General features: G+C 43.7%; 19 protein-coding genes. 10 read left to right on the forward strand and 9 right to left on the reverse strand.

Features of this window, described 5'->3' with window-relative positions; translation table 11 throughout:
* The first annotated feature begins 6 nt into the window (after positions 1-6).
* On the forward strand, positions 7-426 hold the full coding sequence (locus LAJ61_RS10230) for a CDI toxin immunity protein (protein ID WP_224053822.1): 420 nt from the start codon (positions 7-9) through the stop codon (positions 424-426).
* On the opposite strand, the gene LAJ61_RS10235 is transcribed toward LAJ61_RS10230, so the two are convergent.
* Together LAJ61_RS10235 and purD are read right to left on the reverse strand one after the other, a co-directional pair.
* Positions 410-1819: an ABC1 kinase family protein gene (locus LAJ61_RS10235; RefSeq protein WP_224053823.1), complete on the reverse strand. Its 1410-nt coding sequence runs from the start codon at positions 1817-1819 to the stop codon at positions 410-412. The genes LAJ61_RS10230 and LAJ61_RS10235 overlap by 17 nt on opposite strands.
* Positions 1820-1979: 160 nt before the next feature.
* Positions 1980-3284, reverse strand: a complete 1305-nt coding sequence (gene purD, locus LAJ61_RS10240; RefSeq protein WP_224053824.1) for a phosphoribosylamine--glycine ligase — start codon at positions 3282-3284, stop codon at positions 1980-1982.
* 68 nt (positions 3285-3352) lie between these two features.
* Here purD and LAJ61_RS10245 point away from each other — a divergent pair, with 68 nt between their 5' ends.
* A complete protein-coding gene (locus tag LAJ61_RS10245) occupies positions 3353-4075 on the forward strand; it encodes a ribonuclease HII (protein WP_224053825.1) in 723 nt (240 codons plus the stop codon).
* A 213-nt stretch (positions 4076-4288) separates the two neighbouring features.
* Here LAJ61_RS10245 and LAJ61_RS10250 read toward each other — a convergent pair whose 3' ends face one another.
* Together LAJ61_RS10250 and LAJ61_RS10255 are read right to left on the reverse strand one after the other, a co-directional pair.
* Positions 4289-4744 carry a DIP1984 family protein gene (locus LAJ61_RS10250; RefSeq protein WP_224053826.1) on the reverse strand — a complete coding sequence of 152 codons (456 nt, stop codon included), beginning with the start codon at positions 4742-4744 and terminating at the stop codon, positions 4289-4291.
* A gap of 35 nt (positions 4745-4779) precedes the next feature.
* Positions 4780-5652 carry a glycerophosphodiester phosphodiesterase gene (locus LAJ61_RS10255; protein WP_224053827.1) on the reverse strand — a complete coding sequence of 291 codons (873 nt, stop codon included), beginning with the start codon at positions 5650-5652 and terminating at the stop codon, positions 4780-4782.
* 147 nt (positions 5653-5799) lie between these two features.
* On the opposite strand from LAJ61_RS10255, the gene LAJ61_RS10260 reads away from it, so the two are divergent.
* The 3 genes from LAJ61_RS10260 to pgeF all read left to right on the forward strand — a co-directional run bounded on the left by LAJ61_RS10260 (position 5800) and on the right by pgeF (position 9142).
* The gene (locus tag LAJ61_RS10260) at positions 5800-6837 is read left to right on the forward strand and encodes a hypothetical protein (RefSeq protein ID WP_224053828.1); all 1038 of its coding nucleotides are present in this window, start codon (positions 5800-5802) and stop codon (positions 6835-6837) included.
* Positions 6838-6978: 141 nt separating this feature from the next.
* A complete protein-coding gene (gene prpF / locus LAJ61_RS10265) occupies positions 6979-8160 on the forward strand; it encodes a 2-methylaconitate cis-trans isomerase PrpF (RefSeq protein ID WP_224053829.1) in 1182 nt (393 codons plus the stop codon).
* Positions 8161-8242: 82 nt separating this feature from the next.
* Positions 8243-9142, forward strand: coding sequence for a peptidoglycan editing factor PgeF (gene pgeF, locus LAJ61_RS10270; protein ID WP_224053830.1), 900 nt, complete (start codon positions 8243-8245; stop codon positions 9140-9142).
* 56 nt (positions 9143-9198) lie between these two features.
* Here pgeF and LAJ61_RS10275 read toward each other — a convergent pair whose 3' ends face one another.
* The gene (locus LAJ61_RS10275; RefSeq protein ID WP_224053831.1) at positions 9199-10854 is read right to left on the reverse strand and encodes a peptidylprolyl isomerase; all 1656 of its coding nucleotides are present in this window, start codon (positions 10852-10854) and stop codon (positions 9199-9201) included.
* A 249-nt stretch (positions 10855-11103) separates the two neighbouring features.
* Entirely contained in the window at positions 11104-14043 is a 2940-nt protein-coding gene (locus LAJ61_RS10280) for an LPS-assembly protein LptD (protein WP_224053832.1), read from the reverse strand.
* A gap of 165 nt (positions 14044-14208) precedes the next feature.
* Between LAJ61_RS10280 and LAJ61_RS10285 the strand changes: the two genes are divergently transcribed.
* From LAJ61_RS10285 to tkt, 3 genes are all read left to right on the forward strand, one after another.
* Entirely contained in the window at positions 14209-15306 is a 1098-nt protein-coding gene (locus tag LAJ61_RS10285) for an aminoglycoside phosphotransferase family protein (protein ID WP_224053833.1), read from the forward strand.
* Between the two features lie 6 nt (positions 15307-15312).
* Positions 15313-16011, forward strand: coding sequence for an N-acetylmuramate alpha-1-phosphate uridylyltransferase MurU (gene murU, locus LAJ61_RS10290; protein WP_224053834.1), 699 nt, complete (start codon positions 15313-15315; stop codon positions 16009-16011).
* A 178-nt stretch (positions 16012-16189) separates the two neighbouring features.
* On the forward strand, positions 16190-18187 hold the full coding sequence (gene tkt, locus LAJ61_RS10295; RefSeq protein WP_224053835.1) for a transketolase: 1998 nt from the start codon (positions 16190-16192) through the stop codon (positions 18185-18187).
* Positions 18188-18304: 117 nt separating this feature from the next.
* Here tkt and LAJ61_RS10300 read toward each other — a convergent pair whose 3' ends face one another.
* Positions 18305-19108: a UDP-2,3-diacylglucosamine diphosphatase gene (locus LAJ61_RS10300; RefSeq protein ID WP_224053836.1), complete on the reverse strand. Its 804-nt coding sequence runs from the start codon at positions 19106-19108 to the stop codon at positions 18305-18307.
* Between the two features lie 9 nt (positions 19109-19117).
* The gene (locus tag LAJ61_RS10305) at positions 19118-19627 is read right to left on the reverse strand and encodes a peptidylprolyl isomerase (protein ID WP_224053837.1); all 510 of its coding nucleotides are present in this window, start codon (positions 19625-19627) and stop codon (positions 19118-19120) included.
* 212 nt (positions 19628-19839) lie between these two features.
* On the opposite strand from LAJ61_RS10305, the gene LAJ61_RS10310 reads away from it, so the two are divergent.
* Both LAJ61_RS10310 and LAJ61_RS10315 read left to right on the forward strand, forming a co-directional pair.
* Positions 19840-21591 carry a glutamine--tRNA ligase/YqeY domain fusion protein gene (locus LAJ61_RS10310; RefSeq protein WP_224053838.1) on the forward strand — a complete coding sequence of 584 codons (1752 nt, stop codon included), beginning with the start codon at positions 19840-19842 and terminating at the stop codon, positions 21589-21591.
* Positions 21592-21947: 356 nt separating this feature from the next.
* A complete protein-coding gene (locus tag LAJ61_RS10315; RefSeq protein ID WP_224053839.1) occupies positions 21948-22982 on the forward strand; it encodes a D-alanyl-D-alanine carboxypeptidase family protein in 1035 nt (344 codons plus the stop codon).
* 110 nt (positions 22983-23092) lie between these two features.
* Here the strand turns inward: LAJ61_RS10315 and LAJ61_RS10320 are convergent, their stop codons facing one another.
* Positions 23093-23419, reverse strand: coding sequence for a TraR/DksA family transcriptional regulator (locus tag LAJ61_RS10320; RefSeq protein ID WP_224053840.1), 327 nt, complete (start codon positions 23417-23419; stop codon positions 23093-23095).
* Between the last annotated feature and the right edge of the window lie 245 nt (positions 23420-23664).

Raw genomic sequence — 23664 nt, forward strand, 5'->3', positions numbered from 1 at the left:
CATAGTATGGAAAGTTTGACACTCTATGACGAATGCAAATTAGCATTAAAAAAAGATTTTAAAGAACTGACTATCGGGCAAGCTAATGACAAACTAGCAAAGCTGAATGGCTATCTAAGCGATATTGGAAATGGTGATATCGATTGGAGAAATGAAAATATCCAAGTAATACTTGTTGAAGATTTATTAAAAGTTATTAAAAAATATTATCTAGATAATCGCGTTGTTATTATCACAGATACTGCAGACGTACCTATTTTCGAAACTAATCTTAACTTAGCAATCCAACAATTCAATGATATAGCCTGTTTATCTCATAATATATTTCTAATCAATGAAAATTTTATAGGTAAATTTTCTTATTCAAGCTCGAATACACAATTTGCTTTAATCAATCAGTCGCTTATACTCAATCTTCTGAGGTGAATGTTGCCATCAAATCATGGGCTTTGGTTCTGGCATCAAGCACCGTCATAAAGGTATAAGCGCCAATGAATTTACGGCTAATAAACATCAGCTCTTTAGGCGGCACGCTAAAGGATTTTGAGGTTGCTGATTTGCTAGCAAGCTTAATGACACGGTTATGTAAATCACTTTCCGCCCAAATATAATTGCCATGTACATCCAGTACATTCGGAGGAATCGTCGGATTACGACTTGGCAAACTAAAGGGTTCACTGGCAAGCAAACATAGCTCTACCATATCATTTTTCACCGAATCACTAAGATTAGCAAAGAATTCAAAATGCTTGCCTGCTTGATCAATCGCTTGGCGCATTTTACTACGGTCGTGAAAAAATCCTGCCAACAGCAAATTACGGGCGATGAGTAGCAGATTATCATCAAACTGACGAATCGCGCCAAAGTCTAATAACACCAATTGGTCAAGCTGTGTATCAGGCTGTTGTGCAAGGCGAATCAGATAGTTGCCAAAATTGGGGTCGGTTTGCATATCGCCCCATTCAAAAATCTCACGCAGCATAATTTCAATCGACGCTTGTCCGATGGCATTCCGTCTTTCTTGGGGTAGCGCAAATACTTGCTCATCCAAAATCGACACGCCATCTTCATAGGTCATACATAGCAGCCGATCGGTGCTGTAAGCTTTGAGGATACGCGGCACCACATAGCGACTATCCCCAGCAAAACGCTGAAAAAACGTCTCAGTGGTATTTGCTTCTAGGAGGTAGTTGACTTCATGATGCAGCAGGTCACGGATTTCTTCAAACCAATCATCGAGTTGGCGCGTTTGCGGGACAACATTCGTCACTCTAAGCAGTTGGCGGAACAAATCCAAATCACTGTCCACGGCATCGGCGATATTGGGATATTGCACCTTAAACACCACTTGCTCGCCCGTGGGTTTATGAACTGCTCTATGTACTTGCGAAAGTGAGGCGGTGCCAATTGGGGTATGGTCGATATCAAACTCATGGATTTTATCGCCCAATTCTTTTTGTAGCGCTGATTCGATAATTGACCAGGAAAAAGCGGTCGTCTGGCTGTTCAAGGTTTGTAAGGCTTCTGTGATTTCGGGGGGCAAAAAATGCTCCCCGTACAGGGCTAACATTTGACCAATTTTGACCACCGAGCCTTTGAGTTTACCCAGCTCATCCACCAAATATTGGGCTTGCTCACGCATAAAAGCTTGTTTTTGCACCGCTTTTTCTTCCTTTGATTTGAATAATCCAAAGGCGCTATTGGTCGCCCATCGTCTGCCGATATTGAGCGATGCTTTGGCAATCGATAACCGACGGTCAAGCGCCGAGGTTTTGAGCTGTTCAAGCGGTTGGTTATCGTAATTTTGCGGATTTGCCATACAGGGTGCCTAATGTTTTTGAAAGAAAAAGCCAAATAAAAAGCAAATCATTTTAACACATGATTTGCTTTGATTGTTGTTACCGATTTTTAATAAAGCGGATTAACGCTTGGCGTAAGACAGTGGCTAGATGTCTAAATGCCATCTCATTGATTACTGGTTATTCGGCGCTAGATTGAATAGCGCGCCAACCGATATCACGGCGATATTGCATACCATCGAAGCTAATAGCGCCACAAACTGCTAAGGCTTTGGTTTGGGCATCCAAAATATCGTCACCGAGCGCCGTCACGCAAACCACACGGCCGCCATTGGTGACAATCTCACCATTCTCAAAGGCTTTGGTACCTGCGTGGAAAACTTTGACATCCATATCCGTTTGCCCATACTGTGACTCAAGTGATGGTAACCCATGGATGACATCGCCGTTGCTCGCGCTTTCTGGATAGCCTTTGCTAGCCAGTACCACACCTAGGGCGGGGCGCTCATCCCACTCGGTTTGTTTGGGAAGATTGCCATCCAACCCTAATGTTATCAAGTCAACCATTGAGCCTTTTAGGCGCATCATAATAGGCTGTGTTTCTGGGTCACCAAAACGGCAGTTAAATTCAATCACATAGGGGTCATTGTGGTCATCAATCATCAAGCCTGCGTACAAAAATCCCGTATAAGGTGTGCCATTGGCGTTCATGGCATCGACCACTGGCTGAATTACACGCGCAATCACCTTATCATGTACTTGCTGTGTCACTACGGGGGCAGGTGAGTAAGCACCCATACCGCCTGTATTAAGACCGGTATCACCTTCGCCAATACGTTTGTGATCTTGGCTGGTTGCCATCGGCAAGATATGGTTGCCATCTATCATACAGATGAAGCTGGCTTCTTCCCCTTGCAAGAACTGCTCAATCACCACACGGCTGCCCGCATCACCAAATTTGTTGCCCGATAACATATCATTGATGGCGTCAATGGCTTCTTGTTCGCTCATCGCCACAATCACGCCTTTACCTGCGGCTAAACCATCGGCTTTGATGACAATCGGTGCGCCTTCTGCTTTCACATAAGCAATCGCTTGCTCGGCATCGCTAAAAGTTTGGTATTTGGCGGTAGGGATATGATGTTTTATCATAAAATCTTTGGCAAATGCTTTTGACCCTTCAAGCTGCGCGCAATACGCCGTGGGTCCCCAAGCTTTGATACCTGCTTTTGTTAAGTCATCGACCATACCTGCCACCAGTGGCGCTTCAGGACCAACCAGCACAAAGGCAATGTCATTGTCTTGGCAAAATTGAATTACCGCCGCATGGTCTTTGACGTTTAAATCGACATTTTGTAATTTGTGTTCAAGCGCTGTGCCTGCATTGCCGTTGGCAACAAAAACTGTGCTAACTTTGCTATCTTTGGCGCATTGCCATGCCAATGCGTGCTCACGTCCGCCTGTGCCAATCACTAAAATATTCATATTAGTTCCTTAAAAATGTAAAATAGCCGTATGGTAGGCATTGTAACAAATTTTGGGATCTAAATTAAATGACAAAGCATTTTATTATTGGCGTGGATGAAGTCGGGCGGGGTCCGTTATTGGGCGATGTGGTGGTTTGTGCGCTCATCTTCGATAAGGCAATTTTATCTATCAAAGAAGATAGTCTAAGCACTGATTTACACACCGCTGATAGTGTAGGTATTAGCCACAATCATCCGCTAAGCGCGCTAACTGACTCCAAAAAACTGTCAGAGAAAAAACGAGAAACGTTATTTTCCTTGATTGAACAAACGGCGAGCGCGCATCAGGTTGTCAAAATTTCTGCCAGCTTAATAGACCAACTGAACATCTTACAAGCGACATTACTAGGCATGAAACAAGCGGTGGCAGGCGTGATGGCGCAAATGTTAGCGCAATACCCAACGGCGACCTTTAGCGTCATGGTGGATGGCAATAAACTGCCCGTGTTGTTTGACTTGCCCAATTATCAGCAAATTACCCATGAGCAAGCGATTGTAAAAGGGGACGGCAAACATGCGTGTATCAGTGGCGCGAGTGTGATTGCCAAAGTGACGCGTGACCGAGACATGGTGGCGTTGTCAAAGTTGTATCCTGATTATGGCATTGAGCAGCATAAAGGCTACCCCACCGCCGCCCATATCCAAGCGATAGAGCATTACGGTATTTTGCCCATGCACCGTAAAAGTTTTGCCCCCATCAAACAGAGGATTTTAGACAAAAAAGGTGAACATACAGTCAATATCCGGTAGTAATGAGTGCAGGTCTAAAGTCGCCTCGTGAGCGAGTTTAACTAGTAAGGTGTGCTGAGCATGACGAGTAAAAAGATGGTCTTGCTCGCAGACCTGCAAGCTGTGCCCGATTTATTTTCAACCTCTCGGTGGACAGCGCGCCAAACAAGGTCTGATAGTCGCTCTGTATGTTCAAATCCATCATAGCAAATTGTAGGCTTTTTTCAAACTAGCTTATACTAAATCAATCTGCCAATTAGTGGCTTGCAATTGGATATTTAAGTTTCTGAGTTTGACCGCTATGTCATCTGCTTGTTTTTGCAGTTTGACCGGTTCAATCACTTTTTGCCATTTAATTTCCCGGTAGCTATAACGATCGCCTTCCGTCTTAGCATTATCAATCGCGGTTTGCAGCAGGCGATGGCGTTCGGCAAGTTCATCACGCTTGACTAAAGTGCTGAGCATGGTTGAGCCATCGGGCATGACAGCGATGGCATTGGTGCGATGGATATGGTCGATTAACGCATACAGCTCGCTCATGACTTGATTGGCTTGCAGCAGCAGTTCATTCGGGTTTTCACTTGGGGTATCGCCATCTTGGACTTTGACGTTTTCAGCAATGCGCGATTTCAAGCTGGCGAGCTTTTTTTGCATATCAGCACGTCGTAACAAAGCTTCTGCAAGTTTCATGGTTATCTCCTTATTGGTCAATTTAGTGGATCAATTTAAACGTTAAGGTCATATAATTGGGTTAAAAATTGGGTAGGATAATCTGTAATCACACAATCGACGCCCATCTCAATCAAGCGTTTTGCCACATCCACCTCATTCACCGTCCAAGCGCTGACTGTTAAGCCATAAATTTTGGCAATTTCCAACAGGGTTGGGGTGATAAGCGCATAATAAATGCCCACTTGGCTACAGCCTAACGCACAAGCGCGATTAAAGGTTTGCAATATTAAATTTTTACCCGCTGCATCAGGCGTCGGTAAAAAAGCAATTTGGCTTGCCAGCGTGGTTTTAGGCTCAAGTGTTTTAGGCTCAAGTAACAAGCCTGTCGGAAAGTGAAACGTTAAAAATTGCTGTTGGTTTTGAATTTGGTACAAAATATCGGTATCAAAACTGGTCAAAGTGATGGCTAAAGCTTGCCATATTTCTTGAGATAATAGCCTAAGCAGATTTTTAACCAACAAGGCTGGATGAGTTTTGGCATGGGTTTTGATTTCCAGTTCAATATGGCAAAAGTATTGCAGATAGGGTGGTAAATCGTCTAGCAACAATATGTGACGTTTTAAAAACCCTAGCTCAAAACGTTGGGAAAACCGCCCATAGTCCGATTGCACAATGGCGTCTAATTCCGCCCATGTTTTATCAGCAATCCACGATTGTTGTCCTGTAAGACGATTTAAGGTTTCATCATGTACCACCACAAATTTGCCATCGGCGGTCATTTGGACGTCAAATTCAACGCCATCAAGCTGCTTACCCTGTTTTTGCAATTGCTGCACGTAGGCAAATCCGTCTTGACAGTTCTCTAGCCGCTCAGCCCGCGCAGCACGATGACCGAGTAAATAATAGGTTTGATTTGGATGGCGCATACGATGGCTCGCAATAGACAATAAAATTTTGTGACTACTAAAAATTATGACAACTAAATTTTATTATAAATAATAGTGAACAACTAGCCAATTTGCAAAACTTTGCTTTATAATGGCATGGTAATAAATTCTGCGTGAAGGTGCCTTATGTCTATGATTTTCCCACAAAATACGTTGTCAAAAAAAATGCGTACGCCGTTATTGTTGGCGTGTTTTGTCTTAGCCGTGGTGGGATGTAGTCGCAATGAGCAAAAAGACGAGCAAACTGGCAGTGCTGCAAGCAGTGAGCAAAAGTCAATTGAAACGTCTGATATTGCCTGTAACAATGAGAAGGCAACCAGTGCCATTCACAGTTATCTGGTCAATCGCATCGACCAGCAAGCCAAAAAACAGTCTGACATCATTCAGCAGCAAGCAGGTACGGTGGTTGATATGTCTATCTTGCAAAATGGCTTGTCGCAAGTGGCAATCAACCTAGAGAGCGTGAATGGTAGCAATGGTAAATGCCAAGCGACGGTATCGTTTAATATGCCTCAAGCGCAGCTCGATAACGCGGATAAAATTTATACCCGTCTAAAAATGCCAGTCGCCGCCGAGCAAATCGCGTCGCGTGGTTATCAATTGCAAAATAGCACTTTAGTGGCAAACAATGTTGGGTTTGGTCTATCAGCCAGTGGCACTAATTACCAAGTCAATAGCACCACAGGCGACGATGTGATTGGGCTAGTCGGTGAGATTATGGCAAATTCGGCATTAGCGCAAACGCTGACCCAGCCATCTAATACGCCCTTAGCCGGTTCTTCGGCAGGCGCCATACCCGTTTTACCACCAGTGACTAGCAAACCCAGTGTCGCTGCCAACAACAGCCAAAATTCAACGACCAAACCTGTCAAGAAACAAACCACAGAAGAACCAAAAACAGACAGTGAAAAAAACGACAGCGAAAAAACCAAGACTGACGTGACCACCACATCAGAAAAGAAAAACACAGCATCAGATAGCGCAGATAAGAAATCGGTGAAAAAATCTGAGTCAACCACCTCGAATGCTGATACCAAATCAACCGCTACTAAGTCAGCGGCTAGCACAAGTACAGACAAATCGACCAAGTCAGTATCGCATGAAAAAGTCCCAACCGACACCAAGGTCAAATTAACCATTGAAGAAAAAAACGAGCAATATTAACGTTGACCACTGATAAATGACGTGTTTAACGTATATCACCCAATCATCAATTTGTTTTATCATGTTTTTAATGTTGTAATGTGACTAAACATAAAACAAATTGATGCGTAATTCTCTACCTGCCACCATAAGGATATGAACATGGCCCATTTTGCCCCACAAGTCGCTGTTAAAGCTACCTATATGCGCGGTGGTACGTCAAAAGGTACTTTTTTCAAGCTTGATGACCTACCTGAGCGCTGCCAAACCCCAGGGCAAGCCCGAGATAATTTTTTACTGCGGGTGGTTGGTAGTCCAGATCCGTATGGTAAGCAAATTGACGGTTTGGGGAATGGCTCATCATCAACCTCCAAAGTGGTGATTTTGTCAAAAACAGACGTTGCCGATCATGATGTGAATTATTTATTCGGTCAGGTCGCCATTGACAAAGCGATGATTGATTGGTCAGGTAACTGTGGTAACTTAACCGCTGCGGTCGGTTCATTTGCGATTGCCAATGGCTTGGTGGATGCCAGTAAAGTGCCCCAAAATGGCATTTGTGAAGTCCGTATTTGGCAGCAAAATATCAGCAAAACCATCATCGCGCATGTACCCATAACTGATGGTCAAGTGCAAGAAACGGGCGATTTTGAGCTAGATGGTGTGACTTTCCCAGCAGCCGAAGTCAAAATTGAATTTATCGACCCTGTGGATAGCGATGGCGATATGTTCCCGACCGGCAACTTGATTGACAAACTTAATGTACCTAAAATCGGTGAATTTGACGTCACGATGATCAATGCAGGTATCCCAACGATTTTTTTAAATGCCAAAGACTTAGGTTTTACGGGTACCGAGCTGCAAAAAGACATCAACAGTAACCAAGAAATTTTGGCGAAGCTTGAAAAAATCCGTGCCCATGGCGCAGTTAAAATGGGATTGATTACAGAGCTAACAGAAGCTCAGACTCGTCAGCATACCCCAAAAATTGCTTGGGTTGCAGCACCCGCCGATTATACCGCCTCTAGTGGCAAAGCAGTCAAGGTAGGCGATATTGATTTGCTTGCCCGCGCGATGAGCATGGGTCAACTGCACCATGCTATGATGGGTACAGCCTCGGTTGCGATTGGCACCGCAGCGACCATTAAAGGTACGCTGGTCAACCAAGCGGCCGGTGGCAAAGCGTTGTCTGAAGTACGCTTTGGTCACCCATCAGGCACGCTACTGGTCGGGGGTGAGTCCATGCAAGTGGATGGCAAATGGCAAGCCAAAAAAGTGTCTATGAGCCGTTCAGCGCGCCGTCTGATGGTGGGTGAGGTGTATGTGCCTGGCGATGCGTTTTAATCGACAAATCATTCATAAGCCAACTAATAGCCCAATACCTAATAGACTAATACCTAAGAGACTAATAACTAAGAGCCCAATAATGACGGATAACCACTCACACTGGATTGAACTGATGCACGCACCGAGCCAAGGGGTAACCGTGGTTCAAACCCTATCTGGCTATGAGGCCCTACTAAGCAAGCCAAGTAATTCAAGCAATGACTCAGCGGGGGAGCCTAGTTTGAATGCTATGTATGGTCAATTTAATCTAGGCTTGCATGTAGGAGATGATAGCGTGCAGGTGCATCAAAATCGTGCGCACTTGCTGCAATCCTTGCAACACTATCATCCCGCATTAAACAGCATTCATTGGCTTAATCAAATCCATGGTAATGATATTTATCAGGTTACTGATAAAATTGGCACAGCAGCGATACCTGCTGATGCGCATATTACTCGTTTACCAAACGTTGCCTTAGCTATCATGACAGCAGATTGTGTACCCGTCATGATAGCGACGGAGGCAACAGATGATAACAAGCTGATTGCGGCTATTCATGCTGGCTGGCAAGGTCTTAGTAAAAATATTATTGCAAAGACAGTGCAAAAAATGGTACACCAGTTTGACTTTGCAGCGGGGGACAATGCGACTGCCGAAATGCAGAAGGTCACTCGTAGATGGCACGCCTGGATAGGCGCTAGCATCGCACAATCGAGCTATGAAGTAGACAGTCGTGTCAAAGATGTCGTGTTATCAGTGTTAAACGTATCTGAGGCTGTCGCTAACCAGTTGTTTCAGCCAAATGCTGATAAGGTCGGTCATTATTTTGCCGATTTGCCTGCAATAGCAGAATTACAGCTCAAGGCTTGTGGTATTCATCAGGTGCATAAAAGTGGTTTAGATAGTCATAGTGATGCACGGTTTTATTCGTATCGTCGGCAAACCCAGCATCAATTGCCTGCGACAGGTCGAATGGCAACGCTGATTTTTATGGAGTAATTCAATCATAAAAAAAGCAGTGTGATTAACACACTGCCTTTTTTGTGAAAGCTAAATTATTGCATAATTTTAACGTAAGCTTGCGCTCTTAATTCCTGCATCCAATCGTCTAGTGCTTGTGGTGCCATACGCTGGTATAGGATTTCACGCGCCATGTTTTTACGATAGACATCACTCACATCTTTTTGGCGTTTTTCATCGACTTTAAGAATATGCCAGCCAAATTGTGATTGAAATGGCACAGAATAGTCATTTACCGACGTTTTTTTCATCATTGCTTCAAAGCTTGGTACCATATCACCTTCACTGACCCACCCCAAATCGCCGCCGTTACTGGCGCTTCCTGGGTCTTTTGAGTAGGTGCTTGCTAAAGTAGCGAAGTCTTCACCTTGACGCAGTTTTTCATAGATAGTGTCGATTTGCTGTTTCGCCATGTCAGCGGGTAGGGCAGTCGATGGGCTGATTAAAATATGGCGGGTATGCCATTGATCGATGATTTTTTGTTGACCGCCGCGTTTATCGACCAATTTAATCACGTTATAACCTTCTGCCGTGGCAATCGGGTTGGTGACTTGCCCGACTTCAAGGGCGGTGATGTTTTTTGACAGTTCTGTCGGTAACTCAGCCGCGACGTGATAGCCCATATCGCCCCCTTGAATTTGCGCGTTATAGTTGGTTTGCGCGTCAGTCATGATTTGCTCAATATTGGCATTCTCAGCTTGCAAATTTTTGGCAATTTGGGTGGCTACGGTCAGCGCTTGTTTTTTTTGTTTGTCGCTGGTTTTACCTGCGGCATCGGCTTCAAAAGGCACGCGAATATGTAAGGTGCGATATTGTGATTTTTCTAAAGCGTTGCTCTCTGGTGATTTTAAGAAGTTATCGACATCTTGGTCGGAGATTTTAATGCGGCTGGCAAGTTGCTGCTGTTGCAGGGTTTGTATCGCCAAGTCTTCACTGACTTTTTGACGCAAGGCTTGGTAACTACCTGCGCGCTGGGCGTCAAGTTTTTGTTGGAATTCAGCAAGGCTTGCGACCCCATTTTGTTGTGCCAAATTGGTTAACGCAGCATTCACTGCATTCTCTTCAGCCTGCAGTCCTTGGCGTTTGATGATATCAAGTTGGATTTGCTTAGTAATTAGCTGATCCAATACTTGCGGATAAAGTTGCTGTGCGGGTGGTACAGGTTTATTTTGCGCTTGAAGCTGGGCAGAAGCTTGAGCAACCGCGCGATCTAACTGGCTGCGTAAAATAGGAGTATCGTTGACAATAGCAATCACGCCATCAATAACTTGATCTTGCGAGTTGCTAGTGACGACAGGCGCTGACTCAACCAATGAGTTGGCCACTTCTGGTGCTATGGGCGCAGTTTGAGAGACAGCTTTTGCTGTTTTTTGAGTGGTAGGTTTTGAGCCACTGGCTTTGGTGTCGGCTTTGACTGATTTGGCAGCGTTGGTGGTTTTGTTTGCTGTTACAGCTTTGGTTGATTTGCTTGTGGTTTGCACTGCAGGTTTGGTACTAGATTTTTTACTAGATTCCACCGTCGTTTTGCTGCTGGTTGTGTTGGTTTTAGCTGTGACCGCTGTTGTTGCAGTCACGGCTTGCGCGTTCAATGTTGGCATAACCAATAGAGCGCCATATATCAAAGCGCTAGTGAGAGCAGATAGGGTGTTACGGTGAAAATTGGGTAAATTATGCATGACAGCATGGTTCATGGCATGTATCCTTAAAATAAAAACCAAAAAATAAAAAAAGTAAATTCGATCACTCAAAAATTGTGACAAAACCATTTAGCTTAAATGACGGGTCTTTGACCGAGTGGCTTAGATGTTGCTAAATGATATTGCTAAGTGATGTTGTAAAGTTTGGGTCATTTTATACAATAATATTTGCTAGCGTATGTCTGTATCATAATAAATCCTAAAAAACCTCAAGTTTTAGGCGGTTTTTTGCGTAAAAGGCGTTTAGTATCTAGGGTCATAACCCAATACTCGATTACGCATCAAACTAGCCAGTCGACCGTCACCTTTATTGGATAACCCATTTAAGCTAATTTCTGCCATGATAGCGTGGTCAGCACTGTCTTTATCACTTAATTCATCATAATAACGGCGAGCATAAATCGATAAGCCATAACAACAGCTATCATAAGTAAAGCCCGCTAACACATCACTAAAACGACTTTTCTCATTGTCGTATTGGACAGCCCCTAAAAACTGCCAATTATCGTTAATAGGTAAAACAGCAGAGCCTGTGAAAGCAGAGAGGGCTTTTTGTCCAAATCTACTCTCATTGCGTTTGATATAACCTAAGTTATAAAGGCTATTAAAAGTTGGCGCATAACGAAATTGGGTGTTGATATAGTTTAAATCAGCGTTGTCATCAACCGAGCCATCTAAATCTACCCAAAAATCTTGACGCGGTTGGGTGCTTACCTGAAATACGGTTCCGGTATTGTCAATTTTTAACCCATCATCAGTATCATCAAGATGTACCCGAATATCACTCAAATAAATTTGTTTACCTACGCTGGCATCCAAGCGAGTCAAACCATTGCCATCAATATAGCGATAATTTAATGAAGGGGTTAGATGATTGTTGTCGGGCAGGCGGTCATAGCCCAAAAACCATGAATCTTCATACAATTGCGAAAAATTGAGCGATGCCAAACGGGTATTAAAGTTGGGTACGTCAGTCTGGTCTTTATAAGGCGAGTACACATATTTTAGGCGCGGGCTCAATAACTGATAGCCACCCAAGGAGTCATCAAATTTACCAAATGGGGTGCCTGCTTTAAAGAAATTTAAGCCGCTGTCAATACTAAACTGCGGTACAAAAATAGATTGGCTTTTGCTATTTTTATCCAGTCCATTGGCATCGGCTGATTCTTGGTCAAATTGGGTATAAAGGTGCTGTAAACTCACTGACGGGGTCACGTATCCCCAAGTTCGCGTCATTGGATAGGCAGCAGTGAGTTTGTTATACAGTCTGCCACCGCTTTGCTCAGGCGCAGAGCCATCATCGATTGGACGTTTAAAATAAGCAAAATCGCTGATACCCGTCAAATCAAATTGGGTTGCCCAAGGCACACGGTATTTGACCGATAACTGCGGCAGACGGTCATACGGTTTGTCTTTGTCCAAGATTTTGTCTGAATTGGTTAAATTACGATCCAGTGTTTGGAAGGTTTCAATCTTGGCAAGCGCAGTCAAATAGTCATTGTAATAATTGGCTTGAATGCGGCGCGGTAAATTTAATTGAACGGTTTCGTCACCCAATGTCTCAAAATCGTTTAAGAATTTAGGATCTGAGACATACTGGTATAGCGCGTCAATGGATAGGTTAGGGATATCTTTTGACTGCCAATGATGATCATAATAAAAGCGGGTACGGTCTTCATCATTATATTGTTTGTCGTTTGGCAGATAAGAGCCTGTCAAGCTACCATAACCAAATTTTTCTGTCAGATAGCGAAACTCACCCGTCAACATCGGATTGCGGTCAGTAAAAATGGTAGGCGTGACAGTGGCATCGTAATTTGGCGCTAGATTAAAGTAATAAGGTAACTGTACATTAAAACTCCCTTCCGTACTAAAGCCGCCGCGTGGTAACAAAAAACCACTGGTGCGACGATCGTCAATCGGAAAGTTGAAATACGGTAGGTATAATACCGGGGTGTTTTTAACTTTTAACGTGGCATTATAGGCTTCACCGCGACCCGTGTCGGTATTGATATCGATGTTTTTGGCATTGATTTGCCAAGTCGGATTGTCAGGCGCGCAGGTGGTAAACATGACATCGTCAATTTCAACGCGGCTTTCATCGACCTTATTAAGCCGTTTGGCATAACCATACGCTTGTAGCGGTACGCTGGCAAACGCCACGTCTTTGGCGGTTGCTTTGGTGCTATCAGTTTGGTACGCCAGTTCATCGGCAACGGTAATCAGCCCGCCTTTTGGGCTATCTTTGAGGCTTACACGTGGATTGCCGTCTGTCGATTGGGTACTTTGCGCGGCATCCACCAACAAAACATTACCTTGAGCTGCCGCAATGCCATCTTGCACGTTAACGACCACTTTATCGGCAGAGATTTGCTGACGACCTTGGTTGATTTGCACATCGCCTGACAATTCAGCGTAATTTTCATTGTCATAATAGCCATAGTCAGACGACGCATAAATTGGGAAGCTGCTATTGGGTTGGTCGGTAGCGGCTGCTGCTAATGCCTGTTGTTGATAAATGGTCGAAGTGGGATATACCCAGTTGCCATGGCACATGGCGTCTTTTCGGGTCCCTGCTTTTGATTGCGTATTTGCTTGAGCACCTGACTGTTGACTATCAGGCGTGAGCGGGCTCAGCAAATTTGGATTAGAAGTTGGATTAGCAACCGTGGCGCTAGTATCGTCCGTGGTTTGCGGGGTTTTGGGTTGATAAAAGGTTTTGAGCTTATCTAGACTGGCTTGCTGTTGTTGATTTGGGGTAAAGTTGGGACGAGTACGCGCAGAGTTTGGTTTGATGTTAGGCGTGCTAATCGGTGTGATACCTTGATTGGTGGTTACATCGACAGCAGTGACACTGTGTGATGTGGTGGCGATACTACTATCGGTATCGGGCTTTGCAGCTGAGGTATCAAAGTTTTGTTTTTCAATATTCTGTGTTTCAGGGCTTTGTGCTGTCGCTGCATCAGTCGATTCCGTAACGGCGGCGTTCGGCAACACCGCAAGCGCTGAGGTTGAATACAGAGTAGTGAACATCGCACCAAGCGTCATCGCTAAAACATTGGTATGTCGATAAATTTGGTGTAGTGATTGATGCAGGCGTGTGGGCTGGGTTGGCAAAGACGAATGTGAAGTTAAACGATTAGAAGTTGACGAAATAGGCGACAATTTCACAGATTTTTTCATTAGACATTTACCAAAGACGCAATATAAAAACCTTCACATCATATCACTAGCGTCATCAATATACTATTGCAAAAGATGTTTAAAATTGCAAACATGATAGACGCCACTTGAGAGATACGCAGATTTTCGGTAGCATAACTTATTTTTATTGAGTAAGCCCACGTTATGAACCATCCTGCCGCACAACTTGCTAATCAAGCCCCTTCCGATAGCGCAGATTCGCCATCAAATACCGAGCCACGTGAACAACAGCTACACATTTGGTTGACCGAAGTTTTTCAAAATCAGTCATTGCAGCATGAAAAAATACCTGGCGATGCCAGCTTTCGCAGCTATCATCGCTTAACCGTCGACAATCAACACTATATCGTGATGGATGCGCCGCCAGAAAAAGAATCGGTGAAAGAATTTATCGCCGTGGGCAAGTTAATGGGAGGTCATGTGCATGTGCCAAAAATGATTGCCACGGATGAACAGCAAGGTTTTATCGTCCTTGAGGATTTGGGAAACACGGATTTTGCCGATGTCATTGCCAAGGATCTAACGGATGCAGGCGAGTTGGCAAAAACTGCGCGCTATTATCAGCAGGCGATGCAGGCAATTTTGGCGATTCAAAAAATTGATGTCAATGATGCCAAAGCCGTTATCCCAAGTTACGATGATGCCTTGCTGCGCCGAGAAATGGGCTTGTTTAGCGAGTGGTTTTTACCCTATATCGGCGTGACGATGACCCCAGACTTAGAGGCGCTGTGGCAAGATTTGCAGTCTGATATTATCCAGCAAGTCATCGCGCAGCCTCAAGTGGTGGTGCACCGTGATTTTCACAGCCGTAATTTGATGGTATTAAATCACAGCGATGAGTTGGGCGTCATTGATTTTCAAGATGCTGTCATCGGTGCCTATACCTATGATTTGGCGTCTTTACTGCGAGATGCCTATATCAATTATGATGAAACATGGGTCAACACGCATTTGGCTCATTATCACCAATTGGCGCAAATTAATAAAAGCTTGGCAGAGTTTACTGTGGATTTTAATATCATGAGTATGCAGCGTCATCTTAAGGTATTGGGAATTTTTGTACGCTTGTTTGAGCGAGATGGCAAAGACCGTTATTTGGTCAACCTGCCTAAAGTTTTCAATGATTTATTAACTTGTCTAAAGGCTATCACCCAAAGGGATGAGCGTCCTACTTTTGACAAATTTGATGATTGGATGACCGCCGTCGTTGAACCTGCTTTTCATCAAAAAATCCAAGGATAAAACCCCATGTCAACCACCATCACCCAAGCCATGATTTTATCCGCGGGTAAAGGCACTCGGCTGCGCCCTTTAACCTTGACCACGCCAAAACCGCTTGTCGAAGTCGGCGGGCAACCGCTTATCGTGTGGCATATCAAAGCACTCAAACAAGCGGGTATCACCGATATCACCATCAATGTGTCATGGCTTGCTGACAAACTGCTCAATGCAATCGGGGATGGCAGTCAATACGGTGTCACCATTCATTGGTCGATTGAGCCAGAAGAACCGCTTGAGACAGCAGGCGGTATCAAGATGGCTTTGGCTAGCGGCAAATTAAAAGACCAGCCATTTATCTTGGTCAATGGGGATGTGTGGACGCCTTTTGATTTTGCTCAACTAAGCCAGATTCAGTTAAACCACTCGCAGGCTTATTTGCTACTCACCGACCAAGCGACGCATAACCCAACTGGCGATTTTGCCTTAGAAAATGGCAAGGTCAAGGTAGATGGCACGCCAAAATATACCTTTGCCGGGATTAGCGTGATGTCACCAAGATTATTGAATACGGTCAAGGCAGGGGAGACTGCGCCGCTTGCGCCACTCCTCAAACAAGCCATGCAAGCAGGTTTGGTAATGGGGGATTTGCTGAGCGATGCGTGGGTCGATGTAGGCACGCTTGAGCGTTTAGAAAATTTGAACCAAAAATTGTCGGCTAACAAGTGATTTGACAGAAAATTGCATCTTTTGCCATTTTGCTTTTATTTGAAAGCTGAGCAAACTAAACGGTTAAAGCTAAAAAATTGACCCAAAACTGTGATAAAATTTGTCACAGTTTTATTTTTAGCATGTTACATACGACAAAATTTAATTCTGTAATTAATTCTGTAATATAGGAAAGCCAATGACAACCCCAATTTCTGAACGTCGTCTTGCCAACGCCATCCGTACCCTAGCCTTTGAAGCGGTGCAAAAAGCCAATTCTGGACATCCAGGCGCGCCGATGGGCATGGCAGATATCGCTGAAGTGTTATGGCGTAAGTTTTTAAAGCACAATCCAACCGACCCAAATTGGCTAAATCGCGACCGTTTTGTGCTATCAAATGGTCATGGCTCAATGTTGCAGTACGCTTTGCTACACTTGACAGGGTATGACGTTAGCATTGAGGATATCAAAAATTTCCGCCAATTGCACTCTAAAACCCCCGGTCACCCTGAATATGGCTACACCGCAGGTGTGGAAACTACCACAGGTCCGTTGGGTCAAGGGATTGCCAACGCTGTTGGTTTTGCGATTGCAGAAAAAACCCTAGCCGCGCAATTTAACCGAGACGGTCACCAAGTCATCGACCACCAAACCTATTGCTTTTTAGGTGATGGTTGTTTGATGGAAGGTATTTCGCACGAAGTTTGCTCATTAGCCGGTACGCTGCAACTGGGCAAATTAATTGTGTATTATGATGACAATGGTATTTCGATTGATGGTGATGTCAAAGGCTGGTTCTCCGATGACACCCAAAAACGTTTTGAAGCTTATGGTTGGCAAGTGCAAAAAGTTGACGGTCACGATACCGATGCCATTACCCAAGCGACCCAAAATGCCATAGCTGAAAAAAATAAACCCTCACTCATCATCTGTAAAACCGTGATTGGCGCAGGTTCACCCAACAAGCAAGGCTTGGAGGCCTCACATGGTGCACCCCTTGGCGCGGATGAAATCTTGCTTACCCGTCAAGCACTCAAGTGGGATCACGAAGCCTTTGAACTGCCAGACGATATTTATGAAGGGTGGGACTGTACAGTTAAAGGTCAAGCGCTACAGCAATCATGGGAAAGTGAATTTGATGCTTATAAAGACGCTTACCCAGAGCTTGCCAGTGAATTACTTCGCCGTGTGAATGGTGATTTGCCAGCAAATTTTGAGACACAAGCCCAAGAATTTATCAAGGCTTGTCAAGATAACCCAGAAAACATTGCAACGCGTAAAGCCAGCCAAAATTCAATCAATGCCTTACAGCCATTATTGCCAGAGCTGCTGGGCGGTTCTGCTGATTTGGCGGGGTCAAATCTGACTTGGTTTAAAAATGCCAAAGCGCTCGAAGATGATGCGGCAGGTAACTATATTCACTACGGTGTGCGTGAATTTGGTATGACGGCGATTGCCAATGGTATTGCCTTATATGGCGGCTTTATTCCGTATGTGGCGACGTTCTTGATGTTTATGGAATATGCGCGCAATGCGGTGCGTATGTCAGCCTTGATGAAACAACGCGTCATTAACGTTTATACCCACGACTCAATCGGTCTGGGTGAAGATGGACCCACTCACCAACCAGTAGAGCAGTTGTCAAGTCTGCGAGCTACCCCAAATCTACATACTTGGCGACCATGTGATACGGTTGAGTCAGCTGTGGCATGGGTAGAAGCCTTGAAAGCAAAATCAACCCCATCCGCGCTCATTTTTAGCCGTCAAAACCTACCGCACCAAGCGCGAGATATCGAGCAAGTAGCCAATATTGCCAAAGGTGGTTATGTACTAGCCAAAGAACAAGGTGAGCTACGTGCCGTCATCATCGCCACAGGTTCAGAGATTGAGCTTGCAATGAATGCTTACACTGAGTTGACTGCCCAAGGTTTGGGCGTGCGCGTCGTATCAATGCCCTGTGCTGAAGTGTTTGCCAAACAAGAAATCAACTACCGTGATAGCGTGTTGCCACCGCAAGTGCGTGCGCGTGTGGCGGTTGAAGCCAGCCATATCGATTATTGGTACAAGTTTGTAGGGCTTGATGGTAAAGTCGTGGGTATGACCACCTTTGGTGAGTCTGCCCCTGCCAAAGACTTGTTCCCATACTTTAACATCACCACTGATGCGGTCATTCAAGCCGTGAAAGCGGTTGTTTAAATTGAATTTCTGACTTACTAATCTAATTTACTAAAAGGTGGGCAATGCTCGCCTTTTTTATTTCTCAATTAAATTGAAAACAGCGCAACAAATAATATTAAATTCTTTGATAGCATTTTAGCGATTAACTGTATAGAAAAATTCGACCAAGTTTAGCTGCCCCGACATTGTAACGCCAATGACAGCATTAACACTGTTGTCATTCAATCGCCAATCGCCGAGCACTAACCGTTGTTTATCGCCAATTTGATGAGCAGCAGGGCGGTGAGTATGCCCATGAATCAGTATATCGGCTTTTTGCAACGCTTGTTTCACGGCTTGTTCATTGACATCCATGATTTGCAGGGATTTTTTGGCATTATCAGTTTTGCTTTTTTGGCGTAAATCTTGCGCGATTTTTTGGCGTTTTTTAATGGGTAGCGCGAGCAAAATTTTTTTTGTAATAGGATGTTGGATGATTTTGCGAAAGCGTTGGTAACTTTTATCATCGATGCACAGCGCATCGCCATGCTCTAGGCGAACTTTTCTGCCATTTAATGTCAAATAATACGGCTCAAAAATCAATTGCCCGCCAAACTTGTCGCAAAATTGCTGCCCCAGCAGAAAATCCCGATTACCATGCATGACAAAAATCTGGCAGTTTTTATCGGATAATGTTTTGAGCTTCGCTATAATTGGCTGAAGCGCATCTGTTAAGGTGTCTGTATCAGCAACATCATCCCCTAGCCAAGCTTCAAACCAATCACCGAGAATAAAAAACTGTTTTAGGTTAGGCAGTAAAGCCAATTTATCTAAAAAATCTAAAAAAGCCTGCCCTAAAGGATTAGTGGCAGGCTCATTCATACTCAAATGTAAGTCACTGATAATAACCTGCGCAATGGCAGAGGGATTATCATTGACCAAATCTGCAAAACTTTGCATACAAAAAAATTATTTCTCAATTACTTTTGCATGGGTAATCACCACAGGTGTGGTTGGTACATCAGCGTGGAAACCGTATTTACCAGTCGGTACACCTTTGATTTTATTGACAATGTCCATGCCTTCAGTCACTTTACCAAACACCGCATAACCCCAGCCTTGTAGGTTTTTGCCAGAAAAGTTTAGGAAACTATTGTCTTTTACATTGATAAAAAATTGCGCAGTCGCTGAATGTGGATCAGAAGTACGTGCCATCGCAATCGTACCGACTTCATTTTTTAAGCCATTATCTGCTTCGTTTTGGATTGGGGCATTGGTAGATTTTTCTGTCATGTTGGCGTCCATACCGCCACCTTGAATCATAAAACCATCAATGACGCGGTGAAAAATCGTGCCATCATAATGACCTGATTTGACGTATTCTAAGAAGTTAGCCACGGTATTGGGGGCTTTTTCTTGATTCAGTTCGATAACGATGTTACCCATGGTGGTTTCTAATTCTACGTATGGCATATCCATTGTGTGCTCCTAATGGTTTTTATGGTTAAAAAAATGTATCTTGCAATTGTTGTGGCTATCCTAGCGATTTTCAATCCAAAAGTCAGTATTTAGTTTGCAAAATTGGCAAAATTAAATGTTTCAATTAAATTCATTTAAGTTTTTTCAATGTCAAAAAACTGCTAGAATGGCAGATTAGTTCACCATTTTTGTAATAGGTAAGGGGCAACCAAATGACGGCGACGACCGACAAAAATACAAAAACCGACGATACAGCAGCCAGTAGTGAAAAAAATGACTTTATCCGTGCGATCGTACGCGATGACCTTGCTTCGCAAAAATATAGCCAGATTGTGACCCGTTTTCCACCTGAGCCGAATGGCTACTTACATTTGGGTCATGTCAAATCTATTTGTCTCAACTTTGGGCTTGCTAAAGAGTTTGCAGGGCTGTGTAACCTACGGTTTGACGACACCAATCCTGATGCTGAAGATCAGGAGTTTGTAGATAATATCAAAGATGATGTCAAATGGCTTGGCTTTGACTGGGCAGGCGAGGCGCGCTATGCGTCCAGTTATTTTGGTCAGTTATATGATTGGGCGGTGAAATTAATCAAACAAGGCGATGCCTATGTTGATTTGCAAAGTCCTGAAGATATTCGTGAAAACCGTGGCAATTTTGGTCAGGCAGGTAAAAATTCACCTTATCGTGATGCCAGTGTTGAAGAGAGTTTGCAACGCTTTGACGATATGAAACTTGGCAAATATGGCAATGGTGAAGCGGTGCTTCGTGCCAAAATCGACATGGCAAGCCCCAATATGAATATGCGCGATCCAATTTTGTATCGTGTCATGCACCAAGCGCATCACCAAACAGGCGATGATTGGTGTATTTATCCCATGTACGATTATGCTCACCCGTTGTCAGATGCAATCGAAGGTATTACGCATTCGATTTGTACCCTAGAATTTGAAGACCACCGTCCTTTTTATGATTGGGTGGTAGATAAAGTGGGCTTTGACAAAGAACCACACCAATATGAATTTGCCCGCCTAAACGTAAACCATATTTTGACCAGTAAACGCAAACTCAAAAAACTGGTTGAAGATGACTTGGTGAGCGGGTGGGACGATCCTCGTATGCCGACAATTGCCGGTATGCGCCGCCGTGGTTATACCCCTGAAGGGTTACGGGATTTTTGTGACCGTGTAGGTGTGAGCAAGTCAGAGGGTGTGGTGGATTTTGGCTTACTCGAGTTTAGTATCCGTAACTCATTAGAGCATGTGAATCGTGCCATGGCGGTACTAAGCCCACTAAAAGTGACCATTACCAATTTTGATGAAGCCGTCGCTAATGTTGAAACCCTCAAAAAAGACAGTGTAAAAACTAGACTCGACAATGGGGTTTTATGGTTGACCCAGCCTAAAAATAGCCATGATGACAGCCAAGGTGTGCGTGACATTCCTTTTACCAAGGAAATTTATATTGATAAAGGGGATTTTGAAATTACGCCGCCTGAGGGCTATAAACGTTTGTCACCGAAAAACCCAGAAATCCGCTTACGCAATAGTTATGTGCTAAAGATAGAGGAACACATCACCGATGGCAATGGCGAAGTGGTGGGGTTAACAGCGACTATTGACCCAAAAACATTGGGCAACAATCCAGAAGGCCGTAAGGTTAAAGGTGTGATACATTGGGTTTCAGCCAGTCTAGGTGTACCTGCGAAGGTACGTCTGTATGAACAGCTGTTTACTCAAGAAGACCCTGCCAAAATTGACATCAATAATTTAGCCGCAGAGATTAATCCCAATTCACTACGTGAAGTAGATGCCATTGTCGAGCCTTCTTTATCACAAGTCAATGCAGGCGAGCGTTTCCAATTTGAACGTGAAGGGTTTTTTGTGGCAGATAGTAAAGAATATTCACCAGAGCATTTAGTGTTTAACCGTATTGTGACCTTAAAAGATAGTTTTAAACCATAAATTATCCTTAACTTATAAATAAGCTGGCATAGCAATATGTCAGCTTTTTTTGTAAAAGGATATCTTAACCTATTGTTACTTATGGTTTTATTATTGTATTAGCTAAATGGTTTTTTTATTTTTTTGCATGCGTAACATATGTACTGTGCTAAACTACTCATCGTAAATTTAAGTCAGTCTTGCGTAATCAATCCGTTATTCTTGTTAGATTTTGTAACTTTTAATGGCTTGATTTTAATGGCTATTAGGCTTAAGGTATCGTTGTTCATCTGTTTTTCGTAAATATATTGGTAGTTTTGGTAACTGTATGCTTTATCCAACAGCAAGTTAACCATGATTTGATTGAGAGTGTTGAAATGAAAACATTGTTAAAGAAAACGTTGTTAGGTGCGGTCATTGCACTGGTTGGCGTACAAAGTAATGCTGAATTAAATATGCAGACAGGTAGCCAGGCTAAAGTTAGTTGGGGTGGGCAAGGTAGTTTAGACAAAGCCCGTGCTATCATGTATAACAGCACGCCACAGACGACAAGTTTTAATAGTGGTAATTATAATAACTATAACAATGCATACAGTGAGGATGATGGCTACAATCCTGCTTGGTCTCAAGACACCACGCGGGCTTCGGGCAGTTATTTTGCCAATTCCAAAGGTGCTTTGGTAGTGGATGCGTTAACGGGCAATACCATTTATGAAAAAAATGCTGATATCGCCCGTCCGATTGCCTCAATTAGTAAATTGATGACGGCTGTGGTGGTGGCGGAATCAGGCGCTAACATGGGCGAAACATTGACGATTAGCCCATTAGATTTCAAAACCCCAAAACAATCAGGTAGTGACCGTCTAAAAGTTGGCGATCAGCTTAATCGTGCTGAAATGCTACTGATGATGATGATGAAATCAGAAAATCCCGCGGCTAAAGCATTAGCACGTACTGACCCTATGGGCTATGACAATTTTATCAGCCGTATGAACCAAAAAGCGCGTGAATTGGGGATGACGCAAACCCGTTATTATGACCCATCGGGTCTGGATTCTCGAAATGTAGCATCACCGCGTGATTTGGCAATTTTGGCGCGCTATGCTTATAAGCATAATCTAATTAGCCAGTTTAGTACCACGCCTAGCCGCCAATTTGGGGTAAATAATATCAATTCAGGTTATCGCACGGTTGCGGCGCGCAGTACCAATTACATGGTGCGTGACGGTCTATACAATATTGGGCTATCAAAAACAGGGTATATTCGTGAAGCGGGTAACTGTGTTTTGTTTGAAACCAATGTCGGTAATCGTCCAGCCATCGTAGTTTTATTGGGCGCCAATGACTCAAAAACCCGCTGGAGCGATGCAGAAAACATTATTGCTAACTTAAGCATGCGCCGATTCACCTAATCAATTCGCAATTTACTGACTGATTTTTTGATAAAAAAGCAAGGATAACTGTCCTTGCTTTTTTATGGGTGCAAAATTACCAAAACCAGCTATTTGGTGTGTTTTATAAGCTATTTAGCGTGTTTCATACAAGTGGTGGCAAAGGGTAGTGCTTCCAGGCGCGCGGGCTCGATTTCTTCACCACTCACAGCGCAAATACCGTAAGTCCCATTTTCGATACGAAGTAAGGCATTACTCACCAATTCAAGGTTTTGCTGGGCTTCGACTAGCAAGTTTTTACGTACATCGTTTTGCTCATTAATCACCGCTTGGTCGTCCCAATCTTGGGTCATATCCGTATCCGGATTTTGCATATCATGTTGGATTTTATGCACGCGAGTTTGGTATTCTTGCTTTAGGTCTAGTAATCGTTGTTTTGCTTTGTCAAAGTCAACCATAAATACTCCAATTTGATAATAAAATATTGAACGCAGTGCTGCATTCATGTTTTTGTTCTTATAAGCTTATCATCAAGACCCTTCTTAATAAAGTAGTAATATAGTAGTCATACCGTGTTATCGCTGTGCGCGGCATTAGTTGATAGCATCAATAATGTTAAAAATACTCAAAATATGCTAACCTACGCTTATTTTTTGATTGAATTTTGTTGTCATGTGACGACGTTTTAGCAACCCCTACGGGT

It is taken from the genome of Faucicola osloensis, assembly GCF_020041925.1.
Lineage (GTDB): Bacteria > Pseudomonadota > Gammaproteobacteria > Pseudomonadales > Moraxellaceae > Faucicola > Faucicola osloensis_D.